The organism is Sphingomonas sp. Leaf17, assembly GCF_001421505.1.
Taxonomy (GTDB): Bacteria; Pseudomonadota; Alphaproteobacteria; order Sphingomonadales; family Sphingomonadaceae; genus Sphingomonas.
The window spans coordinates 548,327-569,848 of the sequence record NZ_LMKL01000001.1; the positions used below are offsets into that span (position 1 = coordinate 548,327).

14 protein-coding genes are annotated in these 21,522 nt (G+C 66.0%); 11 read left to right on the plus strand and 3 right to left on the minus strand.

What is annotated here, in order from left to right:
- The first annotated feature begins 115 nt into the window (after window positions 1-115).
- From ASE75_RS02605 to ASE75_RS02625, 5 genes are all read left to right on the plus strand, one after another.
- The gene (locus ASE75_RS02605; RefSeq protein ID WP_055928283.1) at window positions 116-2,857 is read left to right on the plus strand and encodes a glycosyltransferase; all 2,742 of its coding nucleotides are present in this window, start codon (window positions 116-118) and stop codon (window positions 2,855-2,857) included.
- Between the two features lie 123 nt (window positions 2,858-2,980).
- Window positions 2,981-4,063 (plus strand): glycosyltransferase family 61 protein, encoded by a 1,083-nt coding sequence (locus tag ASE75_RS02610; protein WP_162233698.1) that lies wholly within the window; start codon window positions 2,981-2,983, stop codon window positions 4,061-4,063.
- Window position 4,064: 1 nt separating this feature from the next.
- Complete coding sequence (locus ASE75_RS02615) at window positions 4,065-4,784, plus strand: DUF2490 domain-containing protein (RefSeq protein ID WP_055928289.1); 720 nt, start codon at window positions 4,065-4,067, stop codon at window positions 4,782-4,784.
- 69 nt (window positions 4,785-4,853) lie between these two features.
- Complete coding sequence (locus ASE75_RS02620; protein ID WP_055929323.1) at window positions 4,854-5,525, plus strand: DUF6445 family protein; 672 nt, start codon at window positions 4,854-4,856, stop codon at window positions 5,523-5,525.
- A gap of 16 nt (window positions 5,526-5,541) precedes the next feature.
- Window positions 5,542-6,360 carry a glycoside hydrolase family 16 protein gene (locus ASE75_RS02625; RefSeq protein WP_055928292.1) on the plus strand — a complete coding sequence of 273 codons (819 nt, stop codon included), beginning with the start codon at window positions 5,542-5,544 and terminating at the stop codon, window positions 6,358-6,360.
- A gap of 18 nt (window positions 6,361-6,378) precedes the next feature.
- On the opposite strand, the gene ASE75_RS02630 is transcribed toward ASE75_RS02625, so the two are convergent.
- A complete protein-coding gene (locus ASE75_RS02630) occupies window positions 6,379-8,646 on the minus strand; it encodes a beta-glucosidase (protein WP_055928295.1) in 2,268 nt (755 codons plus the stop codon).
- A 197-nt stretch (window positions 8,647-8,843) separates the two neighbouring features.
- On the opposite strand from ASE75_RS02630, the gene ASE75_RS02635 reads away from it, so the two are divergent.
- The 6 genes from ASE75_RS02635 (at window position 8,844) to ASE75_RS02660 (ending at window position 17,917) form a co-directional block, all read left to right on the plus strand.
- The gene (locus ASE75_RS02635) at window positions 8,844-11,912 is read left to right on the plus strand and encodes a TonB-dependent receptor (RefSeq protein ID WP_055928298.1); all 3,069 of its coding nucleotides are present in this window, start codon (window positions 8,844-8,846) and stop codon (window positions 11,910-11,912) included.
- Window positions 11,913-12,027: 115 nt separating this feature from the next.
- Entirely contained in the window at window positions 12,028-13,608 is a 1,581-nt protein-coding gene (locus ASE75_RS02640; protein WP_055928300.1) for a tryptophan halogenase family protein, read from the plus strand.
- Complete coding sequence (locus tag ASE75_RS02645) at window positions 13,608-14,330, plus strand: SapC family protein (protein ID WP_055928303.1); 723 nt, start codon at window positions 13,608-13,610, stop codon at window positions 14,328-14,330. Before ASE75_RS02640 ends, ASE75_RS02645 begins: the two co-directional genes overlap by 1 nt.
- Window positions 14,323-15,354 carry a cupin-like domain-containing protein gene (locus ASE75_RS02650; RefSeq protein ID WP_055928307.1) on the plus strand — a complete coding sequence of 344 codons (1,032 nt, stop codon included), beginning with the start codon at window positions 14,323-14,325 and terminating at the stop codon, window positions 15,352-15,354. The genes ASE75_RS02645 and ASE75_RS02650 overlap by 8 nt, the downstream gene beginning before the upstream one ends.
- The gene (locus tag ASE75_RS02655) at window positions 15,351-16,850 is read left to right on the plus strand and encodes a tryptophan halogenase family protein (protein WP_055928311.1); all 1,500 of its coding nucleotides are present in this window, start codon (window positions 15,351-15,353) and stop codon (window positions 16,848-16,850) included. The genes ASE75_RS02650 and ASE75_RS02655 overlap by 4 nt, the downstream gene beginning before the upstream one ends.
- Before the next feature lie 11 nt (window positions 16,851-16,861).
- Window positions 16,862-17,917, plus strand: coding sequence for a LacI family DNA-binding transcriptional regulator (locus ASE75_RS02660; protein WP_055928314.1), 1,056 nt, complete (start codon window positions 16,862-16,864; stop codon window positions 17,915-17,917).
- Between the two features lie 21 nt (window positions 17,918-17,938).
- On the opposite strand, the gene ASE75_RS02665 is transcribed toward ASE75_RS02660, so the two are convergent.
- Both ASE75_RS02665 and ASE75_RS02670 read right to left on the minus strand, forming a co-directional pair.
- The gene (locus tag ASE75_RS02665) at window positions 17,939-20,668 is read right to left on the minus strand and encodes an exo-rhamnogalacturonan lyase family protein (RefSeq protein ID WP_055929326.1); all 2,730 of its coding nucleotides are present in this window, start codon (window positions 20,666-20,668) and stop codon (window positions 17,939-17,941) included.
- 25 nt (window positions 20,669-20,693) lie between these two features.
- Window positions 20,694-21,374 (minus strand): DUF6250 domain-containing protein, encoded by a 681-nt coding sequence (locus ASE75_RS02670; protein ID WP_055929329.1) that lies wholly within the window; start codon window positions 21,372-21,374, stop codon window positions 20,694-20,696.
- Window positions 21,375-21,522 lie beyond the last annotated feature (148 nt).

Below are 21,522 nucleotides of genomic sequence, written 5' to 3' on the forward strand. Positions count from 1 at the left end.
GGTCGATGCCGTCATATCGAAAACCATGGGTAACTTTCCTGCAACGCCGTTCCATTCGCTTGACCGAACCGGTCCCGCCAATCATCTAGGCGCGATATTCGGTTCGGAGGCCTTCATGGCGAATTGGTTTGGCAAGTTCAATTCGCGTACGCGCTTCGGCAGTCGCAGCAGCCCGTTTCGCACACTCGGCGACGAGGCGCGCGATCGCCGTGACTGGGCCGCCGCCGCCAGTGCCTATGCCAGTCATGTGGCCGATCATCCGGACGACCTGCCGATCTGGATCCAGCTTGGCCACGCGCACAAGGAGGCGGGCGATTACGACAGCGCCATGGAAGCGTACCAGCAGGTGCGAAAGGCGACGCCGGCCGATCCGGATCTGCTGCTGAACCTGGGCCATCTGTACAAACTCATGGGCGATGCGCCTCGCGCGTGTCAGGCCTATGCCGCCAGCGCCGCGATCGACGGCAACAGCGCAGCGCAGGAAGAATATGCCAGCTTGGCAGTCACGGTTCCCATCACCCGCGTGGTGAAGGAAGTCCTGGTGGAAAAGGGCAGCGAAACGATCGCGTATCTTCGGCCGCGCTGCCACGGCGTCCGCCCGACCCTCGCCAGTGACCTGACCGTGCTGGGCGACACGCTGCAAAGCGCCAGCAACGACCCCTGGGTCGAGTTCGAACCGACCGGTCGCATCCCGGTGGCCACACGCGCGGCCGAACTGCTGATGACCATTGACGGTCCGCTGCCCGAAGAGGGCATGACCACCAAGATCTATCTCGACTATGGGGACGGCTATAGCGAAACCCGCTCGATCGTCTTCCCGACAAAGGTAGGCGATGTCCGGTTGCAGCTGGTATTTCCTCGTTTCATCAAGCGGATGCGCTGGGATCCCGACACCGGCCCCTGCCAGTTCTCGGTCGAGTCCATCATCCTCTCCCCGCTGTCGTCGCTGGCTGCAGCGACAGCATCGCTCCGCGCAAGCGAACGGCCCGAAGTCGAGATCGCCGGTGCACTCGTCGCGCTGGAACAGGCCTTTGCCGCGGATGCCCCGACGGAAAGCCTCGCCGACTGGCTGCAACTGCCGCTGAAGCCCAATTTCCACATGGGCCTCGATTATGACTGGTGGCGCGAAATGTATATCGATCCCAAGCCGGACGATTACCGACGCATCACCCGAATGACGGCCGCGCTGTCCTACAAGCCGAAGTTCTCTTTCGTCGTGCCGACCTATGATACCGACCCGGCGTTGCTGGTCGAGTGCATCGAGTCCATGCTGAAGCAGACATATACTAATTTTGAGATCTGTATTTCTGACGATAATTCGCCGAATGAAGAAGTCCGCACCATTCTCAGCCGTTATGCGGACAAGCACGACAACATCAAGGTAACATTTCGTCGGCGCAACGGGCATATTTCAGCCAACAGCAATTCGGCGATCGCGCTGGCAAGTGGCGACTATATCGTCCTGGTCGACCATGACGATATCATCCCCGACTATTCCCTGTTCGTCGTCGCATATTATCTGAACCAGCATCCCGAAGCCCAAGTCATATTTTCCGATGAGGACAAGGTTTCGGCCAACGGTGACCGTCGGTTCGATCCCTATTTCAAATCGGCCTTCAGCCGGTTTCTGCTATATGGCCACAACATGGTCAGCCATCTGGGGATCTACAAAAAATCGCTGGTCGACCAGCTTGGCGGCTTTCGCCTCGGCCTGGAGGGCAGCCAGGATTATGACCTTGCCTTGCGATGCCATGATATCGTCGGCGATGAAGGGTTCCTGCACATCCCGCATATCCTGTATCACTGGCGGACGATTCCGGGATCGACGTCGCTCAGCGCCGATCAGAAGAGCTATGCCGTCATCGCCGCGGAAATGGCGATCAACGGCCATTTCGAACGGACCAATCGCCCTCTGCGCAGCGTCAACGGCCTTGCGCCCGGCCTGACGGCGGTCAAGCCGGCGTTCGAACTGGATACGTTCGTCAGCATCATCATTCCGACCCGCGACGGACTGGATGTGCTGCGTCCCTGTATCGACGCGATTGCCGCGCGCCATCCGTCCAGCATCGAAATACTGATCGTCGACAACGGGTCGCAGGATCCTCAGATGCTGGCGTATCTCGAAAGCCTGAAGGATCATGCGTACATCCGTGTGCTGCGCTATGATCAGCCGTTCAATTTCTCCGAAATCAACAACTTCGCGGTCCGTCACGCCAAGGGGGAGATCATCTGCTTCCTGAACGACGATACCGAAGTCGTGTCGACCGACTGGCTGAACCATGCACGGACGTTGCTGTCGATGCCCGACGTCGGCGTCGTCGGCGCGCGATTGATGTTCCCCGACGGCAACCTTCAGCATTTCGGCATCGGACTTGGCATCGGTCGGCATCGGGTTGCCGGAACCCCGCATGGCGGCACGCCGGGCGACCATTTCGGCTATTTCGGCAAGGCCCGGCTGATGCAGGAATTCAGCGCGGTGACGGCAGCCTGCATGTTTGTCCGAAAGGCCGATTTCGAGCGACTGGGCGGGTTCGATCCGTCGCTTCGCGTGGCGTATAACGACGTCGATCTGTGCCTGCGATTCCGCGAGGACAATCTGCGGGTGCTGTGCGACCCGGAAATCGAGCTGATCCACAAGGAGTCCCGGACGCGCGGCAGCGACAAGACCGAGGAGAACCGCGCACGACTGAATATCGAGGCGGCCATGATGCGGGAACGTTGGGGGCATCAGCTCGACAATGATCCGTTCATTTCTCCGAACCACAGCCTGGCCCGTACGGACTTCGCCCTGGCCTGGCCACCACGCGTGCCCGTTCCCTGGCGCATGGAAGGGACGTCGCCGGGTCGTCTCGCATAATAACTGGCGTTCGATCGGGGCGGGCGGTATTGGGCAGAAATGTATGTATCTGCCGCGTTCGATCGCCTGTATCCCGAGGGAGCCGGATTTCCCGAGCCAAGCAAGCGCAACGACAGCGGCTGGTTGGACGGCGATGCCACGGGTGCCGGCATCACCGTGGTGGCAGACCTGTTTCCCCGCGCGTCCTATGGGGCACCGTTCGATCCGGCCATTTTCCCGCAGAACACGCCGTGGACCGGTACCCTCTGGCCACTTTACACGGATCTGGCGGTCAAGACCGCCAGCAGCGCCCTGCTCGTCGCGATCGACGACGCGCTCACTTATGGACCGGTCGTCTACACAGGGCCGGGCCACGATCGCGCGGTCCTGTATGAAACCTATCGCCCGAACGATCGTGCGGTGGCCCAGTTGGCGGCTCCTGAACACGTCAACGGTGCGCACGCGTTCAATTTCCTGAACGACGCCGACTATCTGTTCTTCGCATCCGTTGGTTCGTTCAATTACGGGCACTTCCTGGTCGACGACCTGCCGCGACTGAAGGCCGTAGAACTTTTGCGCGCTTCCAACGGCGGCCGCAGGATCGTCATCGTGATGATTTCCCATGGGCCGGCGATCGACCGGATCCGGACGGATGCCATCCGACGCATTGCCGGCACCATGCTGGAAATCCGCCTGCTGCCGCAGTCCGAAACATTCCGGTTTGAACGCCTTCTCTATGCGACGCCGGTCAGCTCGCATCCAGTGGAGAAGAATCCGCTCGCGCTGGACTATGTCGTGCAGGCGGCCAAGGCGGCGATGGGCATCGACCAGACCCCGCGATCGAAACTGCTCGTGCTCCGCAAATCGTCGACCGTGCGCGCGCTGGTCAATCAGAAGGAACTTGTCGACCGTCTGGTTCCACTCGGTTTTGAACCGTTGCACACGGACGATCTGTCGTTCGAGGATCAGGTGCGGCGCTTCGCCGGAGCGGCGATCATTGTTGGCCAGATGGGGGCGGCCATGACGAATACGATGTTTGCCCCCGCCGCCGCCAAGCTCGTCTATCTGGCTCCGGCCGGTTGGATCGAACCCTTTTACTGGGATTTGTCACTGGCGCGCCGGCAGTCCTATCGCGCCGTCTATGGCCCCGTGACGCAGCAGGGGCGCCCGGTCCACGATTCGGACTTTGCCGTTTCTCTGGATGCCGTGCTTGCGGCGATCGACTGATATGGCATCGTTCTGCCGGCGCGCGCCGCGCCGCGTCGTACGACTTCTAGCCGCCACCGTTTCACTGATCCTCGTCACCTCACCGGCTTTTGCGCAGGAAGAGGATGGGCAATTCTGGTTTCAGGCCAATACGAACGTGCCGCTGGCCGACAATGTCCGCGTGACGCTGGAGCAGATCGCGCGCACCAGCGACCGGCAGGATGGCGTGTATCAGACCGAGTTCGGCGGGTTGCTGGGATACCGGGCGGCCAAGGGGGTCGAACTGGGGTTCGGCTATCGCAAGGTCGGCGCGCACAACGGCAACACCGGTGCGAACGAGGATCGCCTGCGTCAGCAGATCGTCGCGACCTTCGGCCCGTTCACCACGCGGTTCCGGGTCGACGAGCGGTTCAATCCGCGCGGCAGCGAGGTCGGGTTCCGGGTCCGCCCGCTGGTCCGGTACAATTACCGCATCGGAAAACGCGGCCACGCGCTGTTCTTCAGCCATGAGAGCTTTCTGCTGCCCAACAGTACCCGCTGGGGTCAGCGCAGCGGGTATGAACGGATGCGCAACATCGTCGGGGTCGCGCTGCCACTGCGGTCGCGGGTGGCGGCGGACGTCGGCTATCTCAACCAGTATCGCTTCGCACGCGGATCATCGCGCGCGCAGATGGATCATGCGCTCAGCCTGCAACTGACGATCAACCTGAACGCCTTCAAGATGCCGCGCGTGCATTACTGATCCCGGTCGCGTTTATCCTGCTTTCCTGTTGCGTGGTGGCCTGACGATGGCATGATCGCATGCCTCACCATGACCCATCGCACCACCACCAGACACCGGATCGGTGCCGAGGCCGAACCGCTGATAACGATCGACGGATTCGCAGTTGATCCCGCGGCGTTGCGCGCCGCCGCGATCGAAGCGGCGTTCGACTCCGCCGATCATCATTATCCGGGGCTGCGTGCTCCCCTGCCCGATACCTATCTGCGCGATCAGCTTCCCGTCATCGCCCAGGCGCTTGGGCGCGTGTTCGGTCCGTGCCGTCGCCTCCATGTGGTCGATGCCCGGTTTTCGCTGGTCACGACGCCGCCCGGTCGACTGGATGTCCGGCAAAGCCTGCCGCATGTCGATGCCTATGGCCGCGAGCGGATCGCGCTGGTCCATTATCTGTCGCTCGGATGCCGGGACGGAACCGCCTTCTACAGGCATCGCGCCACCGGATTTGAGACGATCGACGAGACGCGCGCGCCCGCGTATTTCGACCGGCTGCGGGCGGAGGTGGAGGACGCCCCGCCTACCGGTTATATCGTCGGCGATACGCCCTTGTTCGAGCGAACAGCGGTGGCGCAGGGCGATTATAACCGCGCTGTGCTGTATCGCAGCTACCTGCTGCACAGCGGCGACATCGGGCCTGATACCGTCTTTTCGACCGATCCGGCCGCCGGTCGCCTGACCATTACCGCCTTCCTGGCGGTCGAATAGAGGAAGGATACATCCCATGATCGTGCTGCTGTTCGCGTTGCAGGCCGCCACGCTTGGCGCGACCAATTACGGTGTCGATGCACCGATGACCGTCCCGAAGGGTAAACCCAGCTTTGCGGACGAATTCGACGGCAAGGCCATCGCCGCCGGCCCATGGCGGTTCGACGTTTCGCGCAATGCGCAGGGGTGGGCCAATAACGAGCGGCAATATTACGCCGCGAACCGGCCAGAGAACGCGCGGATCGAAAAAGGCGCGCTGGTCATCGAGGCGCGGCGCGAGACGCTGGACACGGCGCGATTTTCCGATTGGGGCGGTCAGGCCTACACCTCGGCGAGGCTTGTCTCGCGCGAACCGCGAGGGCCGGGTTTCTATGAAGTCCGGGCAAAACTGCCGTGTGGGCGTGGTGGCTGGCCGGCGATCTGGCTGCTGGCACCGGACGGCAAATGGCCGGACGAGGGCGAGATCGACATCATGGAAATGGTGGGCTGGGATCCGGGCGTCATCCACGCCACGCTGCACACCGAAGCGTACAACCATGCAAAGGGCACGCAGCGTGGTGCACAGACCCGGGTCGCCACCGCATGCACCGCCTATCACCGCTATCAGCTCGACTGGCGCGCCGACAGCATCACCATCGGCGTCGATGGCCGCGCGGTCATGCGGGTTGCGAACACCCCGCCGGGCGGCAAGGCGGCGTGGCCGTTCACCCGCCCCTATTCGCTGATCCTGAACCTGGCGGTCGGCGGCGACTGGGGCGGGCAGAAGGGCATCGACGACACCGCCTTCCCGCAACGGATGGCCGTCGATTACGTCCGCTACTGGAAACCGCGCTGAACTCGACGTTGCCGGGGACTATGGCTTCATCGTCATCGGTGCCAGCGTTGCGGTTCTGACCATCGCCCGGTCGGTCGCGTCATGCGCGACCGCTACGCGGTAGGCACCGCCGGCGATCCGCCATCCCGGCAGCGTCGTGTCGTAATCCGCCACGACCCGCGGCTCGGCGGTCAGCGTGACGCGGCGCGTCTCTCCCGGCTTCAGCGTAAGCCGCGTGAACCCGGCCAGCCGCATCGGCATGGCCGCCCCGTCGCGCGCGACATACATCTGCGGCACGTCCACCCCAACCTGCTTGCCGGTATTGACGACGTCGAACGTGACGCTGAGCGACCGGCCGCCGGTGACGACGGGATTGCGATAGGCAAAGCTGGTGTAGGTCAGGCCGTGGCCGAACGCGAACAACGGGCGCTGCGCCTGTTTTTCATACCAGCGATAGCCGACATTCGCGCCCTCGACATAGTCGACCGGGAAGGATTCGAGCTGATAGGCCGATGCGTTCGCCGGATTGGCCGCCGCCTGCGCCTCGACCGAGGTCAGCCGGTCCAGCCCGACCGGGGCGGCACGCGGAGCCTGTGTCGCGGCAGCGGGAAAGGTGATCGGCAGCCGGCCCGATGGCGCGACCTTGCCCGTCAGGATATTGGCAATCGCCTCGCCGCCACGCTGGCCGGGATACCAAGCCTGCACGACGGCCGGGACCGTGTCGATCCACGGCATCAGGACCGGGCCGCCGGTTTCCAGTATGGCCACCGTCTTCGGCTGCGCCTTGGCGACGGCGGCGATCAGTGCGTCCTGCCGGTCGGGCAGCGACAGGTCGGTCGCGTCCTGCGCCTCGGTCGTCCACTGTGTCGCGAAGACGATCGCCATATCGGCGGCCCGCGCGGCCCGCGCGGCCGATGCCGCCGCCGCGACGTCCGTGCCATCGACGAAGGTCACGGTCGCCCCCGGCAGCGCGGCCTGCAGCGCCTTCAGCGGCGACGACGCGTGATAGGTGTAGCGGGCGAACGACATCGCCGCGCCCGAGGTCAGCGGTACCTCGATCGGCGCGCCGCCGACCGACCGCACCTGGCTCGATCCGCCGCCCGACAGCACGCCGACATCGGCGCGCCCACCGATCACCACGATCCGCTTCGCGGTGCGCGCCATCGGCAGCAGGCCGCCCTCGTTCTTGAGCAGCACGATACCGGCCTCCGCCGCGCGCTGCGCCACATCGGCATGCGCGGCATAGGGCGGCGTCTGCGCGGTCGCCGGGACCGGCGTATCGTAGGCGCCGGTTTCGATCAGCCCGGTCAGATAGCGCACGATCATGTCGTCCAGCCGGGCAGCGGGCACGGTGCCGGCCTGGACCGCAGCCTTCAGCGGCGCGGCGAAATACAGCGCCTTGTCCAGTTCCTGCCCCGACTGCTGGTCCAGCCCGGCGTTCGCCGCCTTGACCGTGGAATGGACCGCGCCCCAGTCGCTCATCACCCAGCCGCGATAGCCCCAGTCGCGCTTCAGCACGTCGGTCATCAGGTGCTTGTTCTCGCACGCCCAGTCGCCATTGACCTTGTTGTAGGCGCACATGACTGAACCCGGCCGCCCCTTTTCGATCGCGATCTGGAAGGCGAGCAGGTCGCTCATCCGCAGGCTGGCTTCGTCGATCCGCGCGTCGACCACCATGCGGCCGGTTTCCTGCGCGTTGAGCGCAAGATGCTTGACGGTCGACACGATCCGGTTCGACTGGACGCCGGCGATATGCGCGCCGGCCATCTCACCGGCCAGCAGCGGATCCTCGCCCAGATATTCGAAATTGCGGCCGTTCCACGGGTCGCGCGTCAGGTTGACACCGCCGGCCAGCAGCACGTTGAAACGCTTGGCCCGCGCCTCCGCCCCGATCATCACCCCGCCGGCCCGCGCGATGGCGGGATCAAAGCTGGCGGCGGTCGCCAGGCTGGACGGCAGGGCGGTCGCGACGTCACCCTTGCGCTGCTCGACCTGGTTGGCAACGCCGAGCGAGGCGTCGCTTTCACGCACCAGCGGCACGCCGAGACGCGGGATACCGTCGATATGGCCCGCCGAGGGAATCAGCTCGTTGGCCGTCTTGCCCGCCGCCATCGGCGGGAACAGCCCGTGGGCCAGCGCGATCTTCTCATCCAGCGTCATCCGCGCCACGATCGCCGCCGCGCGCGCGCGGGCATCGGACACCGGCTGCGCCCCGGCGGCCGGCAACGCGCCATCGCCAGCCAGCACCGGCGCGGTCGCGACGAGTAGCGAGGCTCCCATCAATGCGGCACGAAAACCCTTCGACATCACCATCTCCCTGATTGCGGCGACGGACCCGGGGGCCGTCGTCCGGGTGCGTGTTGCACCGTTGCAACGATTATCAGCATAATTTGTGAACGTTCACAACTGCCGTTTCCAACGCTTGACATGGAAAGGCAGAAGGAGAAAGTGAACGTTCACAGGCAAGGCGCACGGATAGCGCTGGCTACAGGGAGAGAAGACTCATGCGTGGCTTCACAGCGCGTTCGCTTTCGCAGTTCTTTATCGGCACATCGGCCCTCGCGCTGATCGGCGTTCCGGGCGCGGCAGCCGCGCAGGATGCAGCCGCCACCGTCGGCAACCCCGGCCCGTCGGACATCGCACCGCAGACGACGCCCACCGAGGGCGAGCCGACCGATGACATCGTCGTCACCGGCATTCGCGCATCGCTGCGCGAGGCGATCGACCTGAAGCGCAACGGACAGGGCGTCGTCGACGCGATCTCGTCCGAAGACATCGGCAAGTTCCCCGACACCAACCTGGCCGAATCGCTCCAGCGCATCACCGGCGTGTCGATCGACCGTTCGAACGGCGAAGGTTCGACCGTCACCGTGCGCGGCTTTGGTCCGGAATATAACCTGGTCACGCTGAACGGCCGCCAGATGCCGACCTCGACGCTGGGCGACGGGGCCAGCGCGCCGGCCTCGCGTTCGTTCGATTTCGCCAACCTCGCGTCCGAAGGCGTCGCCGCGGTCGAGGTCTACAAGACCGGCCGTGCCGCGGTGCCGTCGGGCGGCATCGGCTCGACGATCAACATCCGCACGCCCCGCCCGCTCGACAAGCCGGGCACGCGCGGCAGCGTCGCCGCCAAGGGCGTGCTGGACAGCTCGCGCAACGGCAAGGATCCGATCACGCCGGAAGTGTCGGGCATCCTGTCCTCGACCTTTGCCGACGACCGGATCGGCATCCTCCTGAGCGGCGCGTATCAGCGGCGCAAGGCCAGCAGCAACACGGCCGGCGTCGGCTTCCGCGACGGCTTCCTGGGGTCGGAGAACAACTGGGGCACGCTGGCGCAGCCGGGAACGCCGGGTGCGGCCAACATCACCAACCGCCCCGGCCCGAACGACGTCTACGAAATCCCGCAGAGCGCGAACTACAACCTGATCGACATCGACCGCGAGCGCATCAACGGCCAGCTGGTGTTGCAGGCCAAGCCGACCGACACGCTGACCGCGACGCTGGACTTCACCTATTCGAGCAACAAGGTCGAGGTGCGCGACAGCAGCGTCGGCATCTGGTTCAACTTCGGCGACACGCGCAGTGCCTGGACCAACGGCCCCTCGGCAGGCCCCGTTTTCTATTCGGAGAATTTCGCGCCCGGCAAGGATCTGTCGTACAGCAGCGCGCTGACCGCCAACAAGTCCGAGAACAAGTCGATCGGCGGCAACCTGACCTGGGACGCGCCCGGCGGCGTCACCATGTCGCTCGACGCGCATCACTCGACCGCAACGTCGAAGCCGACCAACGATTACGGCAGCAGCACGTCGATCGGCGGCGCGATCTTCGGCGTGCAGTCGCAGACGCTGAATTTCGAAAACGACCTGCCGATCATCTCCTACCAGATGTATCCGGGCATCGACCCGCTGAACGCCGCGCTCATCACGCCCACCGGCAACGCGTTCCGCAACGCGTTTTTCAAGGACGAGATCAACCAGTTGCAGCTGAAGGGTCATTACGACCATGATGGCGGCTTCCTCGACAGCGTCGACTGGGGCTTCTCGTACGTCGACAACAAGGTCCGCTCGGCCTACGGCTTCATTCAGAACGAGACGTGGGGCGGCATCGACCCGCGCGGCGCGGCGTTCGGCGCGGCGGCGGTGCCCGACAATTTCTTCACCCAGACCAGTTTGCCGGACAAGTTCAAGGGCGTGGCGGGCGCGGACAATTCCGCCATTCCGGCGTCGATCTACACGTTCAACTTCGAGCAGATGGCCGAATTGCTGCGCACGCAGTACAATATCTGCAGCGCACCGCAGACGGGCACGACCGCGCCGGGCACCTGCCTTGCGGATTACACCAACGACCGTCGTATCCGCGAGCAGACGGTGTCGCCGTTCATCCAGTTCAACGGCAAGTTCGACGTGTTCGGCCGATCGGCGCACATTATCGGCGGCGTCCGTTACGACCAGACGCTCGTGAAGTCGTCGGCGCTGGTGCCGATTCCCAACGGCACGCGCTGGACGGGGCCGAACGAATTCGCGCTGACCTATGCCGCCAATGCCGCGTTCACCACGCTCAAGGGCGAATACCAGAACTGGCTGCCGGCGGTCGATTTCGACATCGAACCGGTGCGCAACGTCAAGCTGCGCGCGTCGTACAGCCACACGATCACCCGTGCTGACTACAATAGCCTGCAAGGCGGCCTGTCGATCGATTCCAACCCGCGGATCGGCGGCGGCACGGGCAGTCAGGGCAACCCGAACCTGATCCCGTACAAGTCGAAGAACATCGATCTGTCGGCCGAATGGTATTACGGTCGTGAAAGCTACATCTCGGTCGGCTATTTCAACAAGGACGTGAAGAACTTCATCGGCACGACCCAGATCAACACGCCGGCATTCGACCTGCGCAACCCGGGTGCGGGTCCGCGTTATCGCCAGGCGGTGGCGGCACTGGGCACGAGCGACGCCGTCCGGGTGCGCGACTATATCCTGCGCAACTTCCCCGCATCGTCGCAGGTGACCGGCAATACCGTGGTCACCACCCCGACCGGCGACATCACCTATCTGAACGGCAACATCATCGGCCTGCCCGAGGACGATCTGTTCAACTTCCAGGTGAGCCAGCCGTTCAACAGCGACCAGACCGCCAACATCAACGGCTGGGAATTCGCGCTGCAGCACCGGCTGTGGGAAACCGGCTTCGGCGTCATCCTGAACTACACGATCGTCAACGGCGACTCCGACTATAACAACGCCCTCAACCCGAACCTCGGCCAGTTCGCGCTGACCGGTCTCAGTGACAGTGCCAATGCGGTCGGTTACTACGACAAGAACGGCATCCAGGCGCGTGTCGCGTACAACTGGCGCGGCGAATTCTATGCCGGCGGCGCGTTCGATCCGACCTATGTCGAGGCGTACGGCCAGATCGACGCCAGCGCGAGCTACCAGGTGACGCAGGGCCTCGCCGTGTTCGCCGAAGGCATCAACCTGACGGGTCAGGGCCGTCGCGGCCATCGCCGGTCGGACGAGTTCGTCACCTTTGCGCAGCCCGGCTATGCGCGCTACTCGGCCGGCCTTCGCTTCACCTTCTGAGGCATGGCCTGTCCGGGTGCCTGATCGACGTTGGAATGGCGGAGGAACCCACCGCCTTTTCGACGCCGGTCAGGCACCCATATAGTTTTTAGGAACGAGAGGCGGGAAAGGCACGATGACGACAGACACGGGAGATCGCCCGGTCCAGCACATCGTCGTCGTCGGCGGGGGCACCGCCGGCTGGCTTTCCGCCTGCCTGATCGCGGCGCGCGCCGATCCCCGCGTGCGCCGCCCCATCACCGTTACATTGGTCGAATCGCCGGACGTCGCGACGATCGGCGTTGGCGAGGGAACGTGGCCGACGATGCGCGGGACGCTGGAGCGGATCGGCATCAGCGAAACCGCGTTCCTGCTTGCCTGCGATGGTGCGTTCAAACAGGGGTCGCGGTTCGACGGCTGGCGCACCGGTGCTGCGGACGACCGCTATTTCCATCCCTTTACCGCGCCGATCGAGGGCGACCCGCGCGATATCGTTGCCGCATGGGCGGACCAGCCGACGCATGACGGAGCAGGATTTGCCCATAGGGTCGGGGCACAGGCCGACATGTGCGCGCGCGACCTTGCGCCGCGGCAGCGGGCCATGCCCGACTATGCCGGCACGCTGAACTACGCCTATCATCTCGACGCGGGCAAACTGGCCGCGCTGCTGATGCGGCAGGCGACCGAAACGCTGGGCGTGCGCCATGTTCGCGATCATGTCGTCGGCATCGACACGACCGGCGACGGCGACATCGCCGCTGTCCGCACGCGGGACAATGGCGCGATTGCCGGCGACCTGTTTCTCGATTGCACCGGCCAGCCGGCCTTGCTGATCGGTGGGCATTACGGCGTCGGCACGGTCGATCGCGGCGGCGAGCTGTTCAACGATCGCGCGCTGGCGGTGCAGATACCCGTCGCGCCCGACAGCGCCATCGCGTCACAGACCAACGCGACCGCGCACGCCGCGGGGTGGATCTGGGACATCGGCCTGCCGACCAGGCGGGGAGTCGGATGCGTCTATTCCTCGGCCCATTGCAGCGACGACGCGGCGGCGGACACGCTGGCGCGCTATTGCCGCCGGGTGGCGCCGGATATGGCCGTTCCGTCTTTCCGGCAGTTGACGTTTCAGTCGCGCCACCGTCAACGGTTCTGGGAGCGCAACTGCCTGGCGATCGGGCTGTCCGCCGGTTTCCTGGAGCCGCTGGAGGCATCGGCCATCGTGCTGATCGAATTGTCGCTGGAGGCGCTGCTCGACAATTTCCCGGTGACCCGTGCGGCGATGGATATCCATGCGGCCCGGTTCAACACACTTTTCCGCTATCGCTGGGACCGGATCGTCGAGTTCCTGAAACTGCATTATGTACTCAGCCGCCGCAAGGAGCCGTATTGGCGCGACCACCGCGACCCGGCGTCGATCCCGGACAGGCTCGCCGAACTGTTGCGGCTCTGGCAGCACCAGCCACCCTCGCGCGCCGATTTCCCGATGATCGACGAAATCTTCCCCGCCGCCAGCTATCAATATGTGCTGTACGGCATGGGCTTTTCGCCGCCCACGTCCGGCCCGATCGCAAGCGGATCGCGCACACGGGCGCAAATCCTGCTAGGCCAGATGGAGCAGCGCAAGCGCCAGCTCGCCGCCGGCCTGCCCACCAACCGTGCCTATCTCGACGCCCTGCGGCGCGAGAGCGGCATGCCCGTTCTGGAACCTGTTGCCTGATGTCCGACCATGCCATCCTGACCGCCGAAGACCATCGCGACCTGCGGATCCGCACCGAACGGTCGCCCGCGTATGGCGATGCGGTGATGGCCTGCATCACCGTGCCGAGCGAGTTTCGCCGCGTACAGTCGCACTATCCGATCCTGTTCCAGCTCGACGCGACCCGCGACAATTTCATCGCACTGGCCATGTTCGGGTTCGAGGCCGGAGAGAACCTGTTCCTGACCGATACCGGCTGGGACGCGCGCTATCGCCCGCTCGCCATCGACAGCCAGCCGTTTCTGGTCGGGCGCGGGCCTGACGGATCCGACGTGCGCCAGGTGCATATCGACATGGCCAGCCCCCGAATCGTGACCGGCGCGGGTGAAGGCATGCGCGTGTTCGACGATACCGGCCGCCCGACGCCGTATCTGGAGCGCATCGCCGACCAGTTGCGCGCGCTCGATACCGATTATGTCGCCTCCGCCGGGTTCTTCGCCGCCCTGCTGCGCCATGACCTGCTCGAACCGCTGACGCTGGACGTCACGCTTGACGACGGGTCGAAGAACCGGCTGGTCGGCTATCACGTTATCGACGAAGACAAGCTGGCGGCACTCGATGCCGCCGCCATTGCCGACCTGCACGAGGCCGGGCACCTGATGCCGATCTTCATGGCGCTGGCGTCGCTTGGCGCGATCGGCGACCTCGTTGCGCGCAAGAACCGGCGCAACGCCCATGGCTGAGGCCGACGCCGGCATCTTCGACACGCTCGCGCGGGTGCGCGACATCACGGTTGCGGATGCGGCGGACCTGGACGTCCACCTGCGCGAGGCGACGACGCCGTTCGTCGTGCGCGGGCTGATCGCCGACTGGCCGATGGTGCGCGCAGGACTGCAATCCGCCCGCGCGGCCCGCGACTATATCGCGCGCCATGCCCTTGACCGGCCGTTCGCCGTCTCGGTCGGTGCGCCCGGCACCGGTGGGCGGCTGTTCTATGACGACGCGCTGGCGATGAATTTCCAGATGCTGCGCGCGAAACTGCCTGACATCTTTGCGCGGATCGACGCGAATGAGGGCGCGGCGGACGCGCACGCCATCTATCTGGCGTCGATCGACCTGCACCAGTTCTTCGCCGGTCTGCATGAGGCGAACCATGTCGACCTTGGCGACCGCACGCCGCTGGCCAGCATCTGGATGGGAACGCCCACGCGGATCGCGGCGCATAACGACCAGCCCGACAATCTGGCCTGCGTCGCGGTCGGGCAGCGGCGCTTCGCGCTGTTTCCGCGCGACCAGTTCCGCAATCTCTACCTCGGCCCGGTCGACAACACGCCCGCCGGGCGCGCGGTGAGCATGGTCGATTTTCACCATCCCGATTTTGACCAACACCCGCATTTCGCCGATGCGCTGACCCACGCGCAGGTCGCGGACCTGGACGCGGGCGACGCGCTCTACATCCCGGCGCTGTGGTGGCATCATGTCGAGGGGCTGGCCGCGTTCAACGTGCTGGTCAATTACTGGTGGCGCGACACGCCGCGCTGGCTGGGTCAGCCGCAGGATGCGCTGAACCATGCGATGCTGGCGATCCGCGACCTGCCCGATGACGAGAAGCAGCACTGGCGCGCGATGTTCGACCATTATGTCTTCAAGGGCGGCCCCGATGTCACCGCGCATATTCCGGCGGCGGCGCGCGGCGTACTGGCCCCCCTGACCCCCGAAAGCGCGGGCAGCCTCCGCGCCGTCCTCCTGCGAGCACTCAGCCGATGACCGAACCTCGTATCCGCCCCTCGATCCGGCGCGTCGTCATTGCCGGTGGCGGCACCGCCGGCTGGATGGCGGCCGCCGCGATCGCGCGCACGATGGGCGGGACGATCGAGCTGACCCTGGTCGAATCCGATGCGATCGGCACCATCGGCGTCGGGGAATCGACGATCCCGCCGATGATGACCTTCAACCGGCTGCTCGGCATCAACGAGGCCGAGTTCATGCGCGAGACGCAGGCGACGTTCAAACTGGGCATCCTGTTCGAAGGCTGGAAGGACGTCGGCGACCGTTATTTCCATTCGTTCGGCGTCACTGGCAAGGACCACTGGTCCGCCGGCTTCCAGCATTTCTGGCTGCACGGCCTGACGCGCGGGCACCACCAGCCCTATGACGATTACTGCCTTGAGCTGCGCGCCGCGTTGCAGGGAAAGTTCGCGCACCTGCCCGACGACCGGATGAACTACGCCTATCAGCTGGATTCCACGCGCTATGCCAGGTTCCTGCGCCGCATGGCCGAGGCCGACGGCACGCGCCGGATCGAGGGCAGGATCGCGCGGGTCGAGCTGGACGGCGAAAGCGGCGACATCGCCGCGCTGGAACTGGAATCGGGTGCGCGGATCGAGGGCGACCTGTTCCTCGACTGCACCGGGTTTCGCGCGCTGCTGATCGAGGGCGCGCTGCACGCCGGGTTCGACGACTGGTCGCATTACCTGCCGTGCGATTCGGCGATCGCGATCCAGACCGAAAGCGTGAAGCCCGCCCTGCCCTATACCCGCGCCATCGCGCATGACGCCGGGTGGCAGTGGCGGATACCGCTCCAGCACCGGGGCGGCAACGGGATCGTCTATTGCAGCCGCTATCTCGACCGGGATGCGGCCCTCGACCGCCTGCTCGGCACGATCGAGGGCAGGACGCTGACCGAACCGAACATGATCCGCTTCGTGACCGGCGCGCGGCGTCAGCAATGGCATCGCAACTGCGTTGCCATCGGCCTGTCGGGCGGGTTCATGGAACCGCTGGAGTCGACCAGCATCCACCTGATCCAGCGCGCGGTCCTGCGCCTCCTGCGGCTGTTCCCGTCCGGCGCGGTTTCCCCGCGCGACGTCGCCGAATTCAACGACCAGCAGCATACCGACATGCTGCAGATCCGCGATTTCCTGATCCTGCATTACAAGGCGACCGACCGGCGCGACAGCCCGTTCTGGCGGCAATGCGCGGCGATGCCCGTCCCCGCCTCGCTGGAACAGAAGATCGAGCTGTTCCGCGAAACCGGGCGCGTATTCCGCAAGAACGAGGAACTGTTCGCGGAAAACAGCTGGGTTCAGGTGATGCTGGGCCAGGGCATCGTCCCCGACCGGTATCACCCGATCGCGACCAAGCTGCCCGATGCTGAGCTGGCCCGGTTCCTGGGCCAGTTGCGCGACGGCACCAATGCGACGGTCGCCAGCCTGCCCGAACACGCGGCCTATGTCGCGCGCTACTGCGCTGCGGCGGCCTGAGGCGCGTAACGATGGCGCGGCGACGTCAGGCGGTCACGATCAAGCATGTCGCGGCGGATGCGGGGGTTTCGCTCCAGACCGTCAGCCGCGTGGTGAACAAGGAACCGGGCGTCCGGCCCGAGATGATGGCCCGGGTGCAGGCGTCGATCGACGCGCTCGGCTATGTCCCCTCGATCGCGGCGCAGCGGATGGGCGGGTCGCGCTCCTACCTGATCCTCGCGCTCAACGACCGGGAACGGACGATCGCCGACTGGCGCGCGCGGCAGGGCACCGACTGGATCGACCAGATGCTGTTCGGCGGCATGCTGACCTGTGCCGAACATGGCTATCGCCTGATCGTCGAACTGGTCGACACGCACAGCGACCATATCGAGCGCGAGTTGCTGGCGGCCATCGCCGCGTTGCAGCCGGACGGCGTGATCCTGACCCCGCCCCATTCCGCCAATCCGCTCATCATCGACCTGCTGGCGGAACACGGCATCAGCTTCGCGCGGATCGGGTCGCTGACCGATGGCCCGGGCATCCGGCTCATCATGGACGACACGCGCGCCGCGACGATCGCGACCGAGCATCTGATCGCGCTTGGACACACCCGGATCGGCTTCATCGCCGGACCGGCCGAATATGAACTCAGCGCATGGCGCGTCGATGGCTGGGGCGCGGCGATGCAGGCCGCCGGGCTGACGACCGACGACCTGCTGGCGGTGGGCGATTTTGGTTATCCGTCGGGCCGGGCGGCGGCGGAGGCCCTGTTTGCCCTGCCCGACCGACCGACCGCGATCATCGCCAGCAACGATCAGATGACGCTGGCGACGCTCGACCTCGCGCGCGAACGGCGCCTGACCGTGCCGGACGACCTGTCACTCATCAGTTTCGACGACACGCCGATCATCCGGCTCGCGCACCCGCCGCTGACCGCGATCGTCCAGCCAATCGCGGAGGTCACCGCGCGCGCCGTCAACCTCATCATCGCCGATCTGGGCGACGGTCCGAAATCCGACGCACCGGTCACCGTCCCGGCACTGCTGACCATCCGCCAGTCGACCTGCCCGCCCGCCGGCGGTTGAGCGGGCAGTCGGTACGCACCGTCAGTCCCGTCCCGCATCGCGCGACGGGCGGCGGGCGGCGGGCGCATCGGGCGAGACGATCGCGGCGCGATCCAGCGCCTCGGGGATCAGGGCAAGGCACTGGATCGCCGCCAGTCCCCATTGCGCGGCGGCATTGGTCGAGACCCCCGGCCATTCGATCACAGCCCCGGTTCTACGGCGCGGATCGGTCGGCCATGTTCCCAGTCCCGCATCGCCGGACAGGAACTCGGACGCCGCCCGCGTGGCGAGTGCGGCATCCTGCTGTTCATGGGCCGCATAGGCGGTAAGCCGCGAGTGCCCCTCGCGCAGGTTGCGGGGGCCGAACGGCGCGCCGAACTTTGCCAGATACTCCGCCTGCGGCGCGTTGTACCATCGGCAATAGTCCAGCCAGGCGGCGCGGTAACGCGGAACGTCGAGCAGGCGGATCAGCTCCGAACTGACCTCCACCGCGCCGAACACCGCGTTCAGATGCGACAACCGGATCGGGCGACCATCGTCACGGAACCGGCCCGAGGCGAGGTCGAAGGGCGCGCTGCCGGTCATCCAGCCGTGCGGCAGCCGCCCGATGCTGTCGAGCCCAGCGACGATCCGGTCGCGCCACCGCGTATCGCCGGTCCGCTCCCATTCGGTCAGCCAGGCGGCGGCGAGCGGGCACCAGGTCGTGCCGAAGGTCATCTCGATCGTGCCCGCCGGCAGCACCGGTTTCTTCGCGCCCGGCACCTTGCGGCCGATCTCGACCTGCTGCAGCCGCTGGTCGGACGTCAGGAGGTCGCGCATCAGGTCGCCGACACGCTCGTCCGCCGTCAGATAGTAGAAGATCCGCCGGTAACTCGCGTTGCTGACACGCGGCTGTTTGGAACTGTCGCTCCAGTGCTGGACACCGTGGCGCGTGCCCATGCCGGCGAAACGCCCGCCATGATACACATCGACCTCGCCGGTGTGACGGGTCATCGCCTCGGCAAAGCGGAACGCGGTCGCATCGCCGGTGCGCAGGAGCGAATACCAGAGCCACAGGTCGGGGGAGAGTTCGCTGTTGTCCCACGCGAAACCGCCGATGTCATAGCGCCAGCGATGCCGATCGCTGTCATAGGTATGCATGATGTCGCCGTGGTTCCAGAACCCGTACCACGCCCGACGATCGACCTCGCCAGCGTAGAAATCGAGGAGGTTGCCGAGCTGGTTCTCGATCGCGGTGCGGTTCGGCGTCGACCGGTCGGGCAGGCCCCAGTCGCCGAACACGCCGGCGGCATGAAGATGCCCGGGCGTCGCCATCAATTGCGGCGGCGTTGCCTGCGCCTGCGCCATCGCGGCCAGCGTCGCGGTGTCCGGGGTGGCCGGCAACGCCCACAAGGTCAGCTCGCTGGTACGCGCGATACCCGACGCATCGTCCCAACCCGGCTCGTAATCCTCATAGGTGACGGACAGCCCCTCGTTCTGCGCGGCATAGCCCTCCATCCCCATCGTGCCATGATAGGGGCGCAGGTCCATCGCCGGCGCGGCGGGCGACCACAGCCACGCGGTCAGCCGCGCGGTGTCGTGATCCGCGCCGTCGATGTGCAGCGCGGTCGGGTGACGCTGCCAGAAATAGCGCTGGCCGATCGCGGCCCCGCCGTCGGGACCACCGACATAGGCCAGCCCCGGCGCACGCGCGCCCTCGTCCGCGTCGATCCAGCCATGACCCGGCGCAGTACGCTTGGTCAGCTGCCAGCCATGGGCATTGGGCTGCTCCAGCCGGAAGTCACCCCATGCCGGTATCCGCTCCAGCGTGTCACGCACCGCAGGCGCCATCTGCGCCAGTGGCGGTGTCGCGTGGCCTGCCACCTGCGCCTCGCGGAACGCACGGCCGGGATCACGGCGCAGACCGGTGAGCGGGCGGACGCCTTCGGCGAACATCTGCCCATCGGTGGCGATGCGGACGTGGCGATCGTGCAGGCTGCCGCGCATCGGCACGGTCGCCTGAACGCCAAGGCTGGTGAGAAAGTCCCGGCCGGCATTGCCATCGAACACGAAACTATGGACGATCCTGAGCGCCGCCGATCCGGCATAGGCATAGAGCCGTAGGGTGAACGGCAGCCAGCGCCGGTCACCCATGACGTGCCGGCCGTCGATCCGGACGACCCCGCGCACCGGCCCGCGCTGTTCGACGGTGACCGTCTCGATCTCGCCCGCAAAGGGAACGGAATCGCCGTGCAGCGGGTCGGATCGGACCGACCCGACGAGGGTGACGTGTCCGAGCACGGCGCGCCCGGATTGGGTCGCCGACCGAACGAGGGCGGCACCGGTGCGGCCGATCTCCCACCGCAGGTCGCCGACCTGCACGCGGACGGCATCGGCGGTTTCGGTGACGGTTACCGGATTTTGCGGCGCGACCCCGCGACCACGCGTGACCATCAGGCCATCGGGCGTGACATCGGCGGCCAGCGCGTGGGCGCTCCATTTGATCGAGCCGTCGGGCCAGCTTGCCGTCGTCCAGGTCTGCGACGCGACACCGACCCCTCGCACCGTGCGCAGCGTCAGCGCGGTATCGCGCTTCAGGACGCCGCGCGGCCAGGCGACGCCGAACGTCTGGCCGGTGTGCATCGCCGGCGCGGCACCGTCGATCCAGCGGATCGGTGCCGGCCGGAACGCAGGCACGCGTGCGGCATCGAGACGGACCGGCAGCATCGCGGTCGCGCCACCGAGCAAAACGGCCTTCAGCGTGTCGCGACGCGTGGGATTCAGAACGGTCATGGTCGTCTCCATCAGCAGGCCGTGGTCAGCGGGGCGTGATCGACAGGCGTCGGATACGCAGGTGGCTCCACGTCGTGCGCAGGCCGAAATGGCCGGCGGTGTAGGGTGCGGGATCATCGAGCGTGAACAGGCGGCGACCGTCCCGCTCGACCGCGATCGTCCGCCCGTCCGCGATCAGCCGGATCGTCGTCCAGCGGTTGGGCCGCAGCATGTCGGCCTCGTCGCTTTTGTCATGGCCGGGCAGCAACGGGCGGTCGCCGGTGCGCCCGACATAGCGGCGGAAGCGGGTGGTGGTGTTGCGGTTGCCGCCGATGCCGACATAATAGGTACGCAGGGTGTCATAGTCGGCAAAGGCGCCGCTGCGCCGCCGGGCGAGCACGGACCCGCCATCGTCATTGCGTGCCATCCAGAAGGCGTTGAGGTCGCTGACGCGGTCGTTCGCGCCGCCGCGCGCCACCGCCATCGCCTGAAACCGGATGACGACCGGCGCCGCGACCGGCCGGCGCCACCACAGGGTCAGGCCCTTGGGGGTGTCGATGTCGATGACGCCGCGATGCTGCGTGACGCGCGCGGCAGGATCTTCGGCCTCGACCACCCAGTCGTCGGACACGCGGTCGGCAGCGATCGGGCCGGCGGAGGGCGGATGCGCCATCATCGCGGTGGCCGAACCCGGAAGCCCGAGCGCCGCTGTGTAAATCCATGCCATGACGCGCATGTCGTTCCCCTCCCCGCGCTGTCGCCGCGCTGATGGGTCTTCTAGGCGGCAATTGCGCGACCGCCAATACGATCCCGAATATTAGCGCACTATTTCACATGATGAATATTTATCGGCCGGGCAGTTGCGCTTGGCGGGA

Excerpts from the sequence above, each read along its gene's own strand:
- ASE75_RS02605 (WP_055928283.1), top strand. The coding sequence starts at position 116 with ATGGCGAATTGGTTTGGCAAGTTCAATTCGCGTACGCGCTTCGGCAGT.
- ASE75_RS02615 (WP_055928289.1), top strand. The coding sequence starts at position 4,065 with ATGGCATCGTTCTGCCGGCGCGCGCCGCGCCGCGTCGTACGACTTCTA.
- ASE75_RS02620 (WP_055929323.1), top strand. The coding sequence starts at position 4,854 with ATGACCCATCGCACCACCACCAGACACCGGATCGGTGCCGAGGCCGAA.
- ASE75_RS02625 (WP_055928292.1), top strand. The coding sequence starts at position 5,542 with ATGATCGTGCTGCTGTTCGCGTTGCAGGCCGCCACGCTTGGCGCGACC.
- ASE75_RS02630 (WP_055928295.1), bottom strand. The coding sequence starts at position 8,646 with ATGTCGAAGGGTTTTCGTGCCGCATTGATGGGAGCCTCGCTACTCGTC.
- ASE75_RS02635 (WP_055928298.1), top strand. The coding sequence starts at position 8,844 with ATGCGTGGCTTCACAGCGCGTTCGCTTTCGCAGTTCTTTATCGGCACA.
- ASE75_RS02640 (WP_055928300.1), top strand. The coding sequence starts at position 12,028 with ATGACGACAGACACGGGAGATCGCCCGGTCCAGCACATCGTCGTCGTC.
- ASE75_RS02645 (WP_055928303.1), top strand. The coding sequence starts at position 13,608 with ATGTCCGACCATGCCATCCTGACCGCCGAAGACCATCGCGACCTGCGG.
- ASE75_RS02650 (WP_055928307.1), top strand. The coding sequence starts at position 14,323 with ATGGCTGAGGCCGACGCCGGCATCTTCGACACGCTCGCGCGGGTGCGC.
- ASE75_RS02655 (WP_055928311.1), top strand. The coding sequence starts at position 15,351 with ATGACCGAACCTCGTATCCGCCCCTCGATCCGGCGCGTCGTCATTGCC.
- ASE75_RS02660 (WP_055928314.1), top strand. The coding sequence starts at position 16,862 with ATGGCGCGGCGACGTCAGGCGGTCACGATCAAGCATGTCGCGGCGGAT.
- ASE75_RS02665 (WP_055929326.1), bottom strand. The coding sequence starts at position 20,668 with ATGACCGTTCTGAATCCCACGCGTCGCGACACGCTGAAGGCCGTTTTG.
- ASE75_RS02670 (WP_055929329.1), bottom strand. The coding sequence starts at position 21,374 with ATGGCATGGATTTACACAGCGGCGCTCGGGCTTCCGGGTTCGGCCACC.